The organism is Pseudomonas sp. Con_6, from assembly GCF_059379395.1.
In genome coordinates this window covers 5,121,661-5,136,825 of the sequence record NZ_CM182011.1, presented here as the reverse complement: position 1 = coordinate 5,136,825, position 15,165 = coordinate 5,121,661, and the positions used below count along the sequence as shown (strand labels likewise).

Sequence of the window (15,165 nt, the reverse complement as noted above, 5' to 3'; positions counted from 1 at the left end):
TCCATGTCCCTCGCCAGTGTTTTCAACATCGCCGGTAGCGGCATGAGCGCCCAGACCACCCGTCTGAACACCGTCGCTTCGAACATCGCCAACGCCGAGACCGTCTCGTCGAGCATCGACCAGACCTACCGCGCCCGTCACCCGGTGTTCGCCACCACCTTCCAGCAGGCGCAGAACAACGGCAGCCAGTCGCTGTTCCAGGACCAGGATGCGGCGGGGCAGGGCGTGCAGGTGCTTGGCGTGGTCGAGGACCAGAGCAACCTCGAGGCGCGATACGAGCCGAACCACCCTGCGGCGAACAAGGACGGCTACGTCTACTACCCGAACGTCAACGTAGTCGAGGAAATGGCCGACATGATCTCGGCCAGCCGCTCGTTCCAGACCAACGCCGAGTTGATGAACACGGCCAAGACCATGATGCAGAAAGTACTGACCCTGGGTCAGTGATTAAAGGACCGAGCCAATGGCCAGTGTCAACGATACGACTTCAGCGGTGAACCTCGGCGACGTCATCAAGTCGTCCGGGGTCAAGAGCGCCAGCGACCAGACCAGTGTCGCTTCCGCCACCAACAGTAAAAGCGGTGGGCAGACGCTCGGCAAGGACGCGTTCCTGCAACTGCTGGTGACCCAGATGCAGCACCAGAACCCGCTGGATCCGCAGGACAACAGCGAGTTCGTCGCCCAGCTGGCGCAGTTCAGCAGCCTGGAAGGCATCACCTCGCTGAACGAGTCCGTCACCGCGATTTCCAGCAACTACAAATCGTCCCAGGCCCTGCAGGCCTCGTCGCTGGTCGGTCGCTCGGTGATCGCGCAGACCGACAAGGCGGTGGTCGACACCTCGAAGAGCCTGAACGGCTCGGTGGTGGTACCGCAGTCGGTGAGCAGCGTCACCGTGACCATCAAGGACAAGGACGGCAACGCCGTGCGCACCCTGCAACTGGGTGAGCAGAAGGCCGGCAACGCCTCGTTCGTCTGGGACGGCAAGAACGAAAAGGGCGAGGTCATGGCACCGGGCACCTACTCGTTCAAGGCCACCACCACGGTCGATGGCAAGGAAGCGGAGATGTACACCTTGCTTCCTGCCACGGTCAGTAGCGTCACCATCAGTCAGACAGGGGGCGAGATGATGCTCAATCTCGCCGGTCTGGGCAGCGTCGCGCTGTCCAAAGTGCAAACCATCGGTATATAGAGCCGGCTAACGGCACAGGAGTGAAAGATGTCCTTCAATATCGGCCTTAGCGGTCTCTATGCAGCCAACAAGCAGTTGGACGTGACTGGCAACAACATCGCCAACGTCGCCACCAACGGTTTCAAGTCTTCCCGTGCGGAATTCCAGGACGTCTACTCGGCGAGCAAGCTGGGTGTCGGCAGCAAGACTGTCGGTAACGGCGTGAGCCTGGCGGCGATTTCCCAGCAATTCGGCCAGGGTGATGTGAACAACACCGGCAACGTGCTCGACATGGCGATCCAGGGGCAGGGTTTCTTCGTTCTCAGCGACAATGGCTCGCTCGCGTACACCCGCGCCGGTGCTTTCCAGACCAGCAAGGACAGCTATGTCGTCACTTCCGATGGTCTGCGCCTGCAGGGTTACGCTGCCGACGAAAACGGCAAGATTCTGACGTCCAGCCTGACTGACCTCAAGATCGATACCCTGTCGCAGCCGCCGAAGGCCACCAGCCTGGTCACCCAGGGGATCAACCTGAACTCCGAGGCCACCCCGATTCCGTTGCCGGGCGCGACGCCGCCTGGCCCTACTTTCGTGCCGACCGACGAAAACACCTACACCAAGAAGTTCTCGACCGAGATCTACGATACCCAGGGCAACAAGCACACCCTGGAGCAGTACTATCGCAAGACCGACCAGAACACCTGGACCATGTACTCCCTGATCGATGGGCGCAATCCGCAGAATCCGGCCAGTGCCACGCCGCTGGTGGGGACCATGACCTTCAATTCCGACGGCAGCATCAAGACGATGACCGGTTCGGTGGCTCCGGACGACAGTTTCGCCGTGGTCAATAATGTCTTTACCGTGAAAAACTGGGTTCCGGCGACCTACAATGCCACCACCGGTACCTGGGGCTCAAACGGCTCCGCCGGCAATGCCGCCGGTATCCGTCTGGACATGAGCGCGACCACCTCCTACAACACTGATACCGCTCGCAAGCCACCAACCCAGGATGGTTATGCCACGGGCCTGCTGTCGAGCCTGAGCATCGACTCCACGGGTGTCATGTTCGCCAGCTTCAGCAACCAGCAGTCCCGTGCCATCGGCCAGGTGGCGATTGCCAGCTTTGCCAACGAGCAAGGTCTGGAGCAGATGGGGGGTACGCGCTGGAAGGAAACTTTCGCCTCCGGTAGTCCTGGCATCGACACGCCGAAGACCGGCACCCTGGGTTCGATCGCCTCCAACTCCCTGGAAGAGTCGAACGTCAACCTCACTCAGGAACTGGTCGAACTGGTCAAGGCGCAGTCCAACTACCAGGCGAACGCCAAGACCATTTCCACCCAGAGCTCCATCATGCAGACCATCATCCAGATGACCTGATGCTGGCTGGGTAGAGTGAATACGAGCCCCTTCCCGGTCCGGGCGGGGGCTTGTCGTTTCAGTGAGGTGCGAATGAAGCGCTATCTGATTGCCGGGGTGCTGGTCCTGGCGGCGGTTCAGGCCGTGGCGGCCATGGCGCCGTGGTATCGCTGGGAAAGCCAGGCTGACGGGCGACTGGTGTGTGCCCAGCATGCGCCGGGCGAAGGCTGGAAGCGCTTTGCCGGGCCGTTCAACAATGCCGGGTGCCGGCCCTGATCTCTTGGCTGATCTTGCGGGCCTCATCGCGGGCAGCACCCGCTCCCGCAGGGTTTGGAGTCGTCGCGGACCTTGTGGGAGCGGGCGTTGCCCGCGATGAGGCCCGAAAGGAAAACGGAAGGGCGGGATCTTGCCGCCACCGGCAATGCCAGCGCCGATAATTTGTCTTTTCCTTCTGCTACAACCTTCCCTGAAACCGGCAATGCCCCGAAAACACGGGTCTTTTCCCGGTTGATCAAAAACTGGATCGAAAATTGCTTTATCGCTCGACAGCAGCGGTGAACGGCAAGTGTTCGCCAGCGCAGCGGAGGATGACTTGTGGACAAGATGCTTTACGTGGCCATGACCGGTGCCAGCCAGAACGCGCTGGCGCAGAAGGCCCATGCCAACAACCTGGCGAACATTTCCACCAGCGGTTTCCAGCGTGACCTGGAGCAGGCGCGCTCGATGCCGGTGTTCGGCGACAGCTTTCCGGCGCGCGCCTATGCCATGACCGAACGCCCGGCCACCGATTTCACCCCCGGTGCGCTGCAGGAAACCGGCCGCGACCTGGATGTCGCCGTCGGCGGCGACGGCTTCATCGCCGTGCAGGCCCCCGATGGCAGCGAAGCCTATGTGCGCACCGCCAGCCTGAATGTTGACGCGGTCGGCGTCCTGCGCGCCGGCAATGGCATGCCGGTGATGGGCAACGGCGGTCCGATCGCCGTGCCGCCTGAGCAGAAGATCGAAGTCGGCCAGGACGGCACCATCTCCATCCGCGCCATGGGTGAAGGCCCGCGGGTGATGGCCGAGGTCGACCGGATCAAGCTGGTCAATCCCGACCTGAAGACCATGACCAAGGGCCTCGATGGCCTGATCCATACCAAGAGCGGCCAGCCCGCTGCCGCCGACGCCAATGTGCAGGTGGTTTCCGGTTTCCTTGAGGCCAGCAACGTCAACGCCGTGGAAGAGATGACCTCGGTACTGGCGCTGGCCCGACAGTTCGAGCTGCACGTAAAGATGATGAACACGGCCAAGGAAGGCGACGAAGCCATGGCTCGGGTTTTGCAAATCAGCTAATTGACACAGGCGTAGCGCCGTAAAACAGGCGTACCAGGAGAACAGCATGCTTCCGGCTCTTTGGGTCAGTAAAACCGGTCTGTCCGCCCAGGACACCAACCTGACCGTCATTTCCAACAACCTGGCCAACGTTTCCACCACGGGCTTCAAGCGCGATCGCGCCGAGTTCCAGGACCTGCTGTACCAGGTAAAACGCCAGCCAGGCGCCCAGTCGACCCAGGACAGCGAGTTGCCGTCGGGCCTGCAAGTGGGTACCGGTGTGCGTATCGTCGGCACCCAGAAGAACTTCATGACCGGCAGCCTGCAGACCACCGAGAACCCGCTGGACCTCGCGGTCAACGGCCGCGGTTTCTTCCAGGTCCTGCAACCGGACGGCACCGTCTCCTACACCCGTGACGGTACCTTCCACCTGAACTCCAACGGCCAGATCGTCACCGCCAACGGTTTCGCCCTGGAACCGGCCATCGTCGTGCCGCCGGACGCACAGACCTTCACCGTCGGCCAGGACGGCACCGTATCGATCACCACTGCCGGCAACCCGGCCGCGCAGATCATCGGCAACATCCAGACCGCCGACTTCATCAACCCGGCCGGCCTGCAGGCGCTGGGTGGCAACCTGTTCCTGGAAACTGCCGCCAGCGGCGCGCCGCAGATCGGTACCCCGGGCCTGAACGGCTTCGGTACCACCATGCAGCAGACCCTGGAGAACTCCAACGTCAGCACCGTGGAAGAACTGGTCAACATGATCACCACCCAGCGTGCCTACGAGATGAACTCCAAGGTGATTTCCACCGCCGACAGCATGCTCCAGTACGTTACCCAGAACCTGTAATTGACGTGGGCAAAGTCGTTTTCACCGTTACACCGTGAGGTCAGAGTCATGAGCCGTTTGTTGTCCGTAGTCGCCCTGGGGGGGGCGGTGTTGCTGGCTGGTTGCGTCGCGCCGACGCCCAAGCCCAACGATCCGTATTACGCGCCTGTGTTGCCGCGTACGCCCCTGCCGGCGGCCGCCAACAACGGCTCGATCTACCAGGCCGGGTTCGAGCAGAACTTCTACAGCGACCGCAAGGCGTTCCGGGTCGGTGACATCATCACCATCACCCTGAACGAGAAGACCCAGGCGAGCAAGAATGCCGGGTCCCAGATCGCCAAGAACAGCAACGCCAACATCGGTCTTACCTCGCTGTTCGGTTCCAGCCTGACCACCAACAACCCGGTGGGCAGCAATGACCTCAGCCTGAGTGCCGGCTATAGCGGCACCCGGGGAACCAAGGGCGACAGCAAGTCGGCCCAGGGCAACACCCTGACCGGCTCGATCACCGTGACCGTGGCCGAGGTGCTGCCCAACGGCATCATCGCCGTGCGCGGCGAGAAGTGGATGACCCTCAACACCGGCGACGAGCTGGTGCGGATCGCCGGCCTGGTACGGGCCGATGACATCGCCACCGACAACACCGTGTCCTCGACCCGGGTCGCCGATGCGCGCATCACCTATTCGGGTACCGGGGCCTTCGCCGATGCCAGCCAGCCTGGCTGGTTCGACCGCTTCTTCCTCAGCCCGCTTTTCCCGTTCTAGGTTCGGGTGACCATGCTCAAGTTCAAGCAGTTCGTAGCCACGACCCTCCTGCTGGTCGTGGCGTGCAGTGCCCAGGCCGAGCGCCTGAAGGACATCGCCAGCATTTCCGGCGTACGTTCCAACCAGTTGATCGGCTATGGCCTGGTGGTGGGGTTGAATGGTACGGGTGACCAGACCACCCAGACCCCGTTCACCCTGCAGACCTTCAACAACATGCTTTCGCAGTTCGGCATCAAGGTGCCGCCAGGTTCGGGCAACGTGCAGTTGAAGAACGTTGCAGCCGTATCGGTGCACGCCGACCTGCCGCCGTTCGCCAAGCCGGGTCAGGTGGTGGACATCACCGTTTCGTCCATCGGCAACTCCAAGAGCCTGCGTGGCGGCAGCCTGCTGATGACCCCGCTCAAAGGTATCGACGGCAACGTCTATGCCATCGCCCAGGGCAACCTGGTGGTAGGCGGCTTCGACGCCGAGGGTCGCGACGGTTCGAAGATCACCGTCAACGTTCCGTCGGCCGGTCGCATTCCCGGCGGCGCCAGCGTCGAGCGTGCCGTGCCCAGCGGTTTCAACCAGGGCAACAGCCTGACCCTGAACCTCAATCGTCCGGACTTCACCACCGCCAAGCGCATCGTCGACAAGGTCAACGAGCTGCTCGGTCCGGGTGTGGCCCAGGCCGTGGACGGCGGGTCGGTGCGGGTCACTGCGCCCCTCGATCCGGGCCAGCGCGTCGACTACCTGTCGATCCTGGAAAACCTTGAGATCGATCCGGGTCAGGCAGTGGCCAAGGTCATCATCAACTCGCGTACCGGTACCATCGTCATCGGCCAGAACGTCAAGGTCTCGCCGGCGGCGGTGACCCATGGCAGCCTGACCGTGACCATCACCGAAGACCCGATCGTCAGCCAGCCTGGCGCGTTCTCCAACGGTCAGACTGCCGTGGTCCCGCGTTCCCGGGTCAATGCCGAGCAGGAAGCCAAGCCGATGTTCAAGTTCGGCCCGGGCACCACGCTTGATGAAATCGTCCGTGCCGTCAACCAGGTGGGCGCCGCGCCCAGCGACCTGATGGCGATCCTCGAAGCCCTGAAGCAGGCCGGTGCGTTGCAGGCCGACCTGATCGTGATCTGAGGACGCCGGCCCATGGACATGCCCAAGAGCCAGATGTTCAGCACTGCCGATAGCGGTGCCTATACCGACCTCAATCGCCTCAACTCGCTCAAGGTCGGTGACCGCGACAGCGAGGGCAACCTGCGCAAGGTGGCCCAGGAATTCGAGTCGCTGTTCCTCAACGAAATGCTCAAGTCGGTGCGTTCGGCCACCGACGTGCTGGCCAAGGACAACCCGCTCAACACCGAGACCACCAAGCAGTATCAGTCGATGTACGACCAGCAGTTGGCGGTGAGCCTGTCCCGCGAGGGTGGCGGCATCGGCCTGCAGGATGTGCTGATGCGCCAGTTGTCCAAGCAGAAGGCCAGCGCGCCGAATACCAGTCCGTTCCCGCGGATCGATACCGAGCAGCGCGCGCTGTGGGCGAGCAAGGTGGCGGAGCCTGCGCGCAAGGCCGAAGAAACCGCCATCACGCGCAATGACGTGGCGGCCCTCAATTCGCGGCGCCTGGCGCTGCCGGGCAAGCTCACCGATCGCCTGTTGGCCGGTATCGTGCCGTCGGCGGACGCCGCTGCGGCCACCACCAATACCGCTGCGATTCCAGGCCGCACCACAGCCATGACCGATGCCGTGGTCAAGGGTGACTGGCAGCCGGCGCAGACCTTCGCCGCCCCCGGCGCGACGCGCATCTATGGCCGCGCGGTGGCCCAGCCACCTCTCGCGCCGGCGAAGAAGGCCTTCGATTCCAGCGACGATTTCGTCGCCACCATGCTGCCGATGGCCGAGCAGGCCGCCAAGCGCATCGGTATCGATCCGCGTTACCTGGTGGCCCAGGCAGCGCTGGAAACCGGGTGGGGCAAATCGGTCATGCGCTCTGCCGACGGCAGCAGCAGCCATAACCTGTTCGGCATCAAGGCCACCGGCAACTGGCAGGGCGGTGAGGCGCGGGCGATCACCAGCGAGTTCCGTGACGGCAAGTTCGTCAAGGAAACCGCAGCGTTCCGTTCCTACGATTCGTACCAGGACAGCTTCCACGACCTGGTCAGCCTGCTGCAGAACAACGCGCGCTATCAAGAAGCGGTGAAGTCGGCCGATAACCCGGAACAATTCGTGAGAGAGCTGCAAAAGGCCGGGTACGCAACCGACCCGGACTACGCGAGCAAGATCTCTCAGATCGCAAAACAGATGAAGTCGTACGAAAGCTACGCGGCGCTCAGCCCAACGACGAAACTATAAGGTTTGAACCATGGCGAGTTTGATCAGCATCGGGATGTCGGGACTTGGGGCCGCTCAGTCGGGCCTGCACACCACAGGTAACAACATTGCCAATGCCGACGTGGCCGGCTATTCGCGCCAGCAGAACGTCCAGACCACGACGGGTTCGGTCCGCTATGGCCAGGTGTTCATCGGCACCGGCACCACGTTGGCCGACGTGCGCCGGGTGTATAACGCCTTCCTCGACAACCAGTTGCAGACCAGCACCTCGCTCAACAGCGATGCCGCGTCGTACCTGAGCCAGATCACCCCGACCGACAACCTGCTGTCCGACGCCAACACCGGCGTCACCGGCGCGCTGAAGAGCTTCTTCACTGCCTTGCAGGGACTGTCCGCCAAGCCCAATGACGACGCTTCGCGGCAATTGCTGCTGACCAACGCCGAGTCACTGGCCAACCGCTTCAACACCATCGCCGCGCAGTTCAAGGAACAGAACAGCAATATCAACGGCAACCTCAAGTCGATGACCGAGCAGGTCAACAACCTGGCCAAGACCGTTGCCCAGCTGAACGATCAGATTTCCAAGGTCGCCGCGGTCAATGGCCAGCCCAACGACCTGATGGACCAGCGCGACGAGACTATCCGCCAACTGAACGAGCTGGTCGGTGTGCAGACGACCAACCGCAACGGCAACATCGACGTAACCCTGGCCAACGGCCAGTCACTTGTCCTGGGTACCAGCGTCAACGCTCTGAGCGTGGTCACCAGCACCACCGACCCGAGCCAGGTCTCGATCAAGCTGGCCTACAACAACACCACCGTCGACGTGACCAACTCCCTCACCGGTGGCGAGATCGGCGGCCTGATGCGCTACCGCAAGGAAACCCTGATCCCGGCGCAAAACGAGATCGGTCGCCTGGCACTGGTCATGGCCGACAAGGTCAACTCGCAGCTGGCCCAGGGTATCGACAAGAACGGCGAGTTCGGCGCGGCCCTGTTCAACGACATCAACAGTGCGATGTCGATGGCCAGCCGCAGCCTGGCCATGGCCGGCAACAGTGCCGGCTCCGGCAATCTCGACGTGGTGATCAAGGACACCAGCCTGCTCAGCACCAGTGACTACCAGGTGACCTTCACCAGCGCCACCGGCTACACCGTGCGCAAGCTGCCTGACAATACCGACATGGGCAGCTTCGACCTCAACACCGTCCCGCAGCCAGTGATCGACGGCTTCAGCCTCAATCTCAACGGCGGCGCGGTGAGTGCCGGTGACAGCTTCAAGATCACCCCGACCCGCAATGGCGCGGCCAACCTCGACGTGGTCATGACCGACCCGAAGAAGCTGGCCATGGCCGCCCCGCTGACCGCCACCGCTGGCGGCAGCAACAAGGGCACCGGCGTGATCAGCCAGCCGGTGCTGAAGTCGGTGCTGGACATCGCCGACCCGGCCCAGCGCCTGGAACTGCAGAACGGTATCAAGTACTCGACGCCGGTGCGCCTGGTCTTCGGTGATGAAAGCGTGTCCCCGCAGACCTACCAACTGGTGAACGCCAAGGGCGACGCGATCGGTGCCCCCGGCACCTTCATTCCCGGCCAGAGCAATACCTTGCAGTTGAACATCCCGATGGTGGATGCCAGCGGTGCGCCGGTGGTCGACGGCAGCGGCGTGCAGAAAACCATCGCCGTGCAAATGGATGTCAGCGGCTCGCCGAAGCAGGGCGACAGCTACAGCATCGCCTTGACCGGCGCCTCGTCCTCGGACAACCGCAACGGCCTCGGCCTGCTTGAGCTGCAGAACAAACAGACCGTCGACGTCGGCAGTGCCACCAAGGGGGTCAGCCTCACCGATGCCTACGGCAAGCTGGTGGAAAGCGTGGGTGCCAAGACCCAGCAGGCCAAGATGGACAGCGCGGCGACCGAGGCCATCCTGACCCAGGCCAAGGCCTCCCGTGACTCTCTCTCCGGCGTGCAGCTGGATGAAGAAGCCGGCAACCTGGTCAAGTACCAGCAGTACTACACCGCCTCGTCGCAGATCATCAAAGCGGCGCAGGAAGTTTTCAACACGCTGATCAGCGCGCTTTAAGGAGTCGTAGACGATGCGTATCTCTACATCCCAGTATTTCGAGACCAGCGCTGCCAACTATCAGCGCAACTATTCCAACGTGGTGAAGAGCGGCGAGGAAGCCAGCGACCTGATCCGCGTGCGCACCGCCGCCGACGATCCGGTGGGCGCCGCGCGCCTGCTGCAACTCGACCACCAGAGTTCGCTGCTGGAACAGTACGCCACCAACACCACCTCGGTGCGCAACAGCCTGAGCCAGGCCGAGACCACCCTGAACTCGATCAACACCTTGTTGCAACGAGTCAACGAGTTGGCCCTGGGGGCGGGCAACGCCACCTTCACCGACACCGAGCGCAAGGCTAGCGCCACCGAGCTGGGCAAGCTCGAAGAGCAATTGCTGAGCCTGATGAACACCCGTGACGAGAACGGTCAGTACCTGTTCTCCGGCTCCAAGGGCGAGACCCAGCCGTTCTCCCGCAATTCCGACGGTACCTACAGCTACAACGGCGACGAAGGCGAGCTGCAACTGCAGGTCGGCGACATGCTCACCATGGCTGCCAACAACAGTGGCGCCACTGCCTTCCAGCAGGCCCTGAACACCAATCGCACGCAGACCAGCCTGACCGCGCCGACCCCGGATGACGGCCGTGTGCGCCTGACCGACGGGCAGATGTCCGGCGCCGTGGGCTACAACGACCAGTTCCGCAAGGGCGAGCCGTACACGGTCACGATGCTCAGCAGCACCCAGTTCAAGATCACCGACGGTGCGGGCAATGACGTCACCACCGAGGCGACCAACTCCGGCACCTTCGACCCGGGCACCATCGGTGGCAGTTCGGTCACGTTCCGCGGGGTCGACCTGCGTCTGAACATCAACCTGCAGCCGGGCGATACCAACCCCGACGCGGTTGTCGCGGGTCATACCTTCACCCTGGAAAGCAAGCCGGACACCATCACCGGCATTCGCAGCCCGGGCAATGGCTCCAGCACCCAGGTCACCTCCACCCAGGTGGTCGACGCCGACAAGTACGCCAAGGCCTTCCCGTCCGGCGGCGCGGTGATCAAGTTCACCAGCGCCACCGACTTCGAGCTGTATGCCCAACCGCTGGGCCCGGACAGCCGGCCGGTGGCCAACGGTACGCTGGCAGGCACGCCGCCTACCGCCACCGCCGCCGGTGTGCAGTTCACCTTCAGCGCCGCGCCGGGTGCCAGTGACCAGTACAGCGTGCAGGTCAACAAACACCAGACCCAGAACATCCTCGACACCGTCAGCCAACTGCGCCAGGCGCTCGAGAAACCGATCGATGGCAGCGTCGCCGGCCAGCAGCAGTTGCGCGAAGACCTCGACGCGGCGATTTCCAACATCAGCAGCGGGCAAAACCAACTGGCTTACACCGTTACGTCCATCGGTGCCCGCGGCAAGGCCCTGGACCTGCAGGAGCTGGCCAACGAAAGCCTGAGCATCGCCAACTCCACCACCCAGTCGTCGATCCGCGACTCGGACCCGGCCGAGGTGATGACCCGCCTGACCCTGCAGCAGACCATGCTTCAGGCGTCGCAGATGGCTTTCAGCAAGATCAGCCAGCTGAGCCTGTTCAACCGCCTGTAACCCCGTCTTCCCCGTCGCGTCGTCCCGATGACGCGCGACGGGGCCATCCGCCATTCCCCACGCTCCAGGCTGTTCCGATTCACCCGAGGGCAGCCTCCGGCCGAGAGTTTTCGTCGTGAATCCAGCGCCTCTTGTCAGTCTCGTCATTCCCGCCAACAACGCGCGTTTCTTCCGTGCGGCGCTGGTCGGTGCCCTGGCCCAGAACTACGAAAACCTCGAGGTCATCGTTTGCGACGAAGGGCGCGATGACGAGATCAAGGCCATCGTCGACGAGCTCGAACCACTGGCCCGCTGCCCGCTGTACTACCAGCGCAACCCGCAACCCCTCGGCCTGTCGCGCAACCTGCTGGCAGGGCTGGAACTGGCCCGGGGCGACTATGTGCAGTTCCTCTGCGAGGACGACCGCCTGCTGGCCGACTGCGTCAGCAGCGAGGTGCGCCTGTTCCTGGCCAATGACGACCTGAGCCTGGTCACCACCCGGCGCAGCCTGGTGGACGGCGCCGACTTCGCCCTGTCCCAGCGTTTGGAGAACAGCTGGTTCGCCTGGGGCGACACGGTGTACCACGGCAATGACCTGCTGGATTTCTTCGAAAGCAACCCGCTCAACTTCATCGGCGGCCTGAGCAACACCCTGATGCGCGCCAAGGACCTCGGTGAACTGTTGCCGGCGCTGGTCGAGGCGGGCTTCCATACCCGTATCGACTTCGCTTTGTTCGTCTGCCTGCTGCGCCGTGGCCACCTGGGCGTGACCGCCCAGGTGCAATGCATCGAGCGTATCCATCCGGATCAGATGCGCAGCCAGGCCGGGCTGCAGGAGGCCCGTGCCACCGAGCTGCAGTGGCTGCGCAACATGTTCGCCGCGCGTCCGCCAGCCACCGAGACCTTCTCCGGCTGGGTGCGCATCCATGTGCTGCCGGTGGATGGAAGCAGCGTCGCGCGGACCTGGGAAAACCTGTTTCTGGTCCACGTCCTGCGCAGCCTGCAGGCGATCCAGGAATCCCACGTGGGTAGCGACAGCGACACCTTCGCCGACCTCTACGCCAAGTGGCTGGGCTGCCGTCAGGACCCGTTGGTCCTGCGCCGCCTGATGCGCCTGAGCGAACACTGGGAATGGCGCCCGCGCTTCGCCGTGGTGGTGATCGACGAGGACGGCGACAGCGCAGCACGCCAGCGCACCCTGGATAGCATCCAGCGTCAATGCTATGGCGCCGCCAGCACCGTGCTCCTTGCTGCCGGGCGCTTGCCGGCCGGTGTCGACGAGCATCTGGTCAGCCGTGCGCTGCAGGACGACTGGGCGCGGCAGCTCAATACGTTGCTGCCGGAAATGAACGGTATCGACTGGTTCTGGCTGGTCCGTGCCGGCGACCGCCTCAGCGAGTTCAGCCTGATGCTGCTGGCCGAGCGCGTCGTCAGCCTGTCGGATATCGCCTGCATCTACGGCGACGAGGGTGGTCTGGGCGATGACGAGTCCATCGAGCCGGTATTCAAGCCCGACTTCAACCTCGACCTGCAGCGCGCCTATCCCTTCACCGGGCGCGGGCTGGCGTTTTCCCGTGCGCACTACCTGGCGGCCGGTGGCTTTGCCGAGGGCTACCGCGAGTTGGCGCCCCACGACTTGCTCTGGCGCCTGGTGGAAAGCCACGGCCCGCAGGTCATCGAACATATCCCGGAAGTGCTGGTGGAGTCGGCGTTCGGCTTCGCGGCCTGGGTCTCCTCGCCGGCGGTGGTCGCGGAAAACCCGCGCCTGCTGGACGGCCACCTGCGCCGCCTGGGTGTCGACTACCGCCTGGAGAACGAGGCGGGCGGGGCGATCAACCATATTCGCTATGTGCATGCCAGCCAGCCGCTGGTCACCCTGGTGCTGAGCTTCCGCGACCAGGTGGCAGCGCTGGAGCGTTGCCTGGAAAGCGTACTGGGCCGGACCATCTACCCGCACTACGAAGTGCTGGTGATCGACAACGCCAGTGAAAGCGAGGACTCCCGTGCCTGGCTGGCGGCCCTGGCGCAGATGGGCGAGCGCCTGCGGGTCCTGACCCTGGACGAGCAGACGTCGTTCCCGCTGCAGGTCAACCTCGCCGCGCAGCACGCGCGGGGCGACTACCTGCTGCTGCTCGATACCTTCGCCGTGGTTACCCAGGGAGACTGGCTGGATGAACTGGTCGCCCAGGGTCAGCGCAGCGAGGTCGGCATGGTCGGTGCCGAGCTGTGCAATGCCCAGGGTCTGGTGGTCAATGCCGGCGGCATCCTTGGCCTGCGCGGTGCGGTTTACTCGCCCTTCGTCGGCGAGACGGTCGAGGCGGGCGGCTACATGCAGCGCCTGCAGGTCGCGCAGAACTACTCGGCGCTGGGGGCCGACTGCCTGCTGATGCGCAAGCAGTTGTTCCTCGAGCTGGGGGGCTTGAACGACGGCGCCTTCAGCGCGGCGTTCAGTGATGTCGACCTCGGCCTGCGCATGCGCCAGGCAGGCTATCTCAGTGTGTGGACGCCGCGGGCGCGGCTGGTGCTGGACCGTCTCCCGGGGCCAGTGCTGACGCCGGAGCAGGAAGCCGAGCGCCAGCAGGTGCTGGCCCGCCAGCACGAGACCTTCCAGCAGGCCTGGATGCCGCTGATCGCCCGCGACCCGGCTTATAACGCCAACCTTTCGCTCAAGGAATCGGCGTTCCGTCTCGATCCGGGGCTCAAGGATGGCTGGCTGCCGTTCCTCGGGCGTTCGCTGCCGCATATCCTGGCCTTGCCGATGAACAAGTCCGCGGTGGGCCACTACCGGGTGATCAAGCCGCTGACCGAGCTGGAAGCGGCGGGCTGGGTGACCCAGCAGCAGTATTTCGAGATCCCCACCAATGTCGAGCTGGCGCGCAGCGCGCCGGACGTGGCGATTCTGCAGGGGCGCTACACCGAAGGCTTCATCAAGGAAATCGAGCGGCTGAAGACCTATTCCAAGGGCTTCGTCATCTATGAGCTGGACGACTACGTGATCAAGGTGCCGAAGAAGAACGGCCACCTCAAGCACACGCCGCGCGACCTCGAAGGCTCGCTGCGCCGCGGCATCGCCCGTTGCGATCGTCTGGTGGTGTCCACGGAGCCCTTGGCCGATGCCCTGAGCGACACCCACCATGACATCCGCGTGCTGCCCAACATGCTTGCCGAGGAACTCTGGGTCGGCCGCCGTGCCCAGCGCCGCACGTCGCGCAAGCCGCGGGTCGGCTGGGGCGGGGGGACCAGTCATACCGGCGACCTGGAAGTGATCGCCGAGGTGATCAAGACCCTCGCCCATGAGGTGGAATGGATCTTCTTCGGCATGTGCCCGCCGGCGCTACTGCCGTACATCCACGAATTCCATGCGCCGGTGGGCCTGGGGGCTTATCCGGCCAAGCTGTCCAGCCTCAACCTGGACCTGGCCCTGGCACCGCTGGAATTCCATATCTTCAACGACTGCAAGAGCAACCTGCGCCTGCTGGAGTACGGGGCGTGCGGTTATCCGGTGATCGTCACCGACACCGCCGCCTATCGTGGCTACCTGCCGTGTACCCGGGTCAAGACCAACTCCACCGAGGAATGGCTGGAAGCGATCCGCATGCACCTGGCCGACCCTGAGGCCAGCTACCGCATGGGCGACCAGTTGCATGACGAGGTGATGCGCAACTATGTGCTGCGGCCGGAGCATGTGCAGGTCTGGTATGACGGGTGGATGCCGAGCTGATGAGGCCATAGGCTCCCCGCAAATCTGGCGCGTTTCCTGC

The 15,165-nt window shown here is 63.8% G+C and carries 12 protein-coding genes; all 12 read left to right on the top strand.

The window, feature by feature from the left end; genetic code table 11:
* Positions 1 to 3: 3 nt before the first annotated feature.
* The 12 genes from flgC (at position 4) to AC5QPF_RS22790 (ending at position 15,125) form a co-directional block, all read left to right on the top strand.
* Entirely contained in the window at positions 4 to 447 is a 444-nt protein-coding gene (flgC, locus tag AC5QPF_RS22845; protein ID WP_494960012.1) for a flagellar basal body rod protein FlgC, read from the top strand.
* A gap of 16 nt (positions 448 to 463) precedes the next feature.
* On the top strand, positions 464 to 1,189 hold the full coding sequence (flgD, locus tag AC5QPF_RS22840; RefSeq protein WP_494960011.1) for a flagellar hook assembly protein FlgD: 726 nt from the start codon (positions 464 to 466) through the stop codon (positions 1,187 to 1,189).
* A 27-nt stretch (positions 1,190 to 1,216) separates the two neighbouring features.
* Complete coding sequence (flgE, locus tag AC5QPF_RS22835; protein WP_494960010.1) at positions 1,217 to 2,548, top strand: flagellar hook protein FlgE; 1,332 nt, start codon at positions 1,217 to 1,219, stop codon at positions 2,546 to 2,548.
* A 72-nt stretch (positions 2,549 to 2,620) separates the two neighbouring features.
* Entirely contained in the window at positions 2,621 to 2,803 is a 183-nt protein-coding gene (locus tag AC5QPF_RS22830; RefSeq protein WP_494960009.1) for a hypothetical protein, read from the top strand.
* 318 nt (positions 2,804 to 3,121) lie between these two features.
* A complete protein-coding gene (locus AC5QPF_RS22825) occupies positions 3,122 to 3,862 on the top strand; it encodes a flagellar basal body rod protein FlgF (RefSeq protein ID WP_494960008.1) in 741 nt (246 codons plus the stop codon).
* 46 nt (positions 3,863 to 3,908) lie between these two features.
* A complete protein-coding gene (gene flgG, locus AC5QPF_RS22820; RefSeq protein ID WP_494960007.1) occupies positions 3,909 to 4,694 on the top strand; it encodes a flagellar basal-body rod protein FlgG in 786 nt (261 codons plus the stop codon).
* Positions 4,695 to 4,742: 48 nt separating this feature from the next.
* Entirely contained in the window at positions 4,743 to 5,438 is a 696-nt protein-coding gene (flgH, locus tag AC5QPF_RS22815) for a flagellar basal body L-ring protein FlgH (RefSeq protein ID WP_494960006.1), read from the top strand.
* Between the two features lie 12 nt (positions 5,439 to 5,450).
* On the top strand, positions 5,451 to 6,560 hold the full coding sequence (locus AC5QPF_RS22810; protein ID WP_494960005.1) for a flagellar basal body P-ring protein FlgI: 1,110 nt from the start codon (positions 5,451 to 5,453) through the stop codon (positions 6,558 to 6,560).
* Positions 6,561 to 6,572: 12 nt separating this feature from the next.
* Positions 6,573 to 7,775, top strand: coding sequence for a flagellar assembly peptidoglycan hydrolase FlgJ (flgJ, locus tag AC5QPF_RS22805; protein ID WP_494960004.1), 1,203 nt, complete (start codon positions 6,573 to 6,575; stop codon positions 7,773 to 7,775).
* A gap of 10 nt (positions 7,776 to 7,785) precedes the next feature.
* Positions 7,786 to 9,837 carry a flagellar hook-associated protein FlgK gene (gene flgK / locus AC5QPF_RS22800; RefSeq protein WP_494960003.1) on the top strand — a complete coding sequence of 684 codons (2,052 nt, stop codon included), beginning with the start codon at positions 7,786 to 7,788 and terminating at the stop codon, positions 9,835 to 9,837.
* Between the two features lie 13 nt (positions 9,838 to 9,850).
* Entirely contained in the window at positions 9,851 to 11,425 is a 1,575-nt protein-coding gene (locus AC5QPF_RS22795) for a flagellar hook-associated protein 3 (RefSeq protein WP_494960002.1), read from the top strand.
* Positions 11,426 to 11,540: 115 nt separating this feature from the next.
* Positions 11,541 to 15,125 (top strand): glycosyltransferase, encoded by a 3,585-nt coding sequence (locus tag AC5QPF_RS22790; RefSeq protein WP_494960001.1) that lies wholly within the window; start codon positions 11,541 to 11,543, stop codon positions 15,123 to 15,125.
* The last annotated feature ends 40 nt before the right edge of the window (positions 15,126 to 15,165 follow it).

Excerpts from the sequence above, each read along its gene's own strand:
- AC5QPF_RS22830 (WP_494960009.1), top strand. The coding sequence starts at position 2,621 with ATGAAGCGCTATCTGATTGCCGGGGTGCTGGTCCTGGCGGCGGTTCAG.
- flgE (WP_494960010.1), top strand. The coding sequence starts at position 1,217 with ATGTCCTTCAATATCGGCCTTAGCGGTCTCTATGCAGCCAACAAGCAG.
- flgK (WP_494960003.1), top strand. The coding sequence starts at position 7,786 with ATGGCGAGTTTGATCAGCATCGGGATGTCGGGACTTGGGGCCGCTCAG.
- AC5QPF_RS22795 (WP_494960002.1), top strand. The coding sequence starts at position 9,851 with ATGCGTATCTCTACATCCCAGTATTTCGAGACCAGCGCTGCCAACTAT.
- flgH (WP_494960006.1), top strand. The coding sequence starts at position 4,743 with ATGAGCCGTTTGTTGTCCGTAGTCGCCCTGGGGGGGGCGGTGTTGCTG.
- flgD (WP_494960011.1), top strand. The coding sequence starts at position 464 with ATGGCCAGTGTCAACGATACGACTTCAGCGGTGAACCTCGGCGACGTC.
- flgC (WP_494960012.1), top strand. The coding sequence starts at position 4 with ATGTCCCTCGCCAGTGTTTTCAACATCGCCGGTAGCGGCATGAGCGCC.
- flgJ (WP_494960004.1), top strand. The coding sequence starts at position 6,573 with ATGGACATGCCCAAGAGCCAGATGTTCAGCACTGCCGATAGCGGTGCC.
- flgG (WP_494960007.1), top strand. The coding sequence starts at position 3,909 with ATGCTTCCGGCTCTTTGGGTCAGTAAAACCGGTCTGTCCGCCCAGGAC.
- AC5QPF_RS22810 (WP_494960005.1), top strand. The coding sequence starts at position 5,451 with ATGCTCAAGTTCAAGCAGTTCGTAGCCACGACCCTCCTGCTGGTCGTG.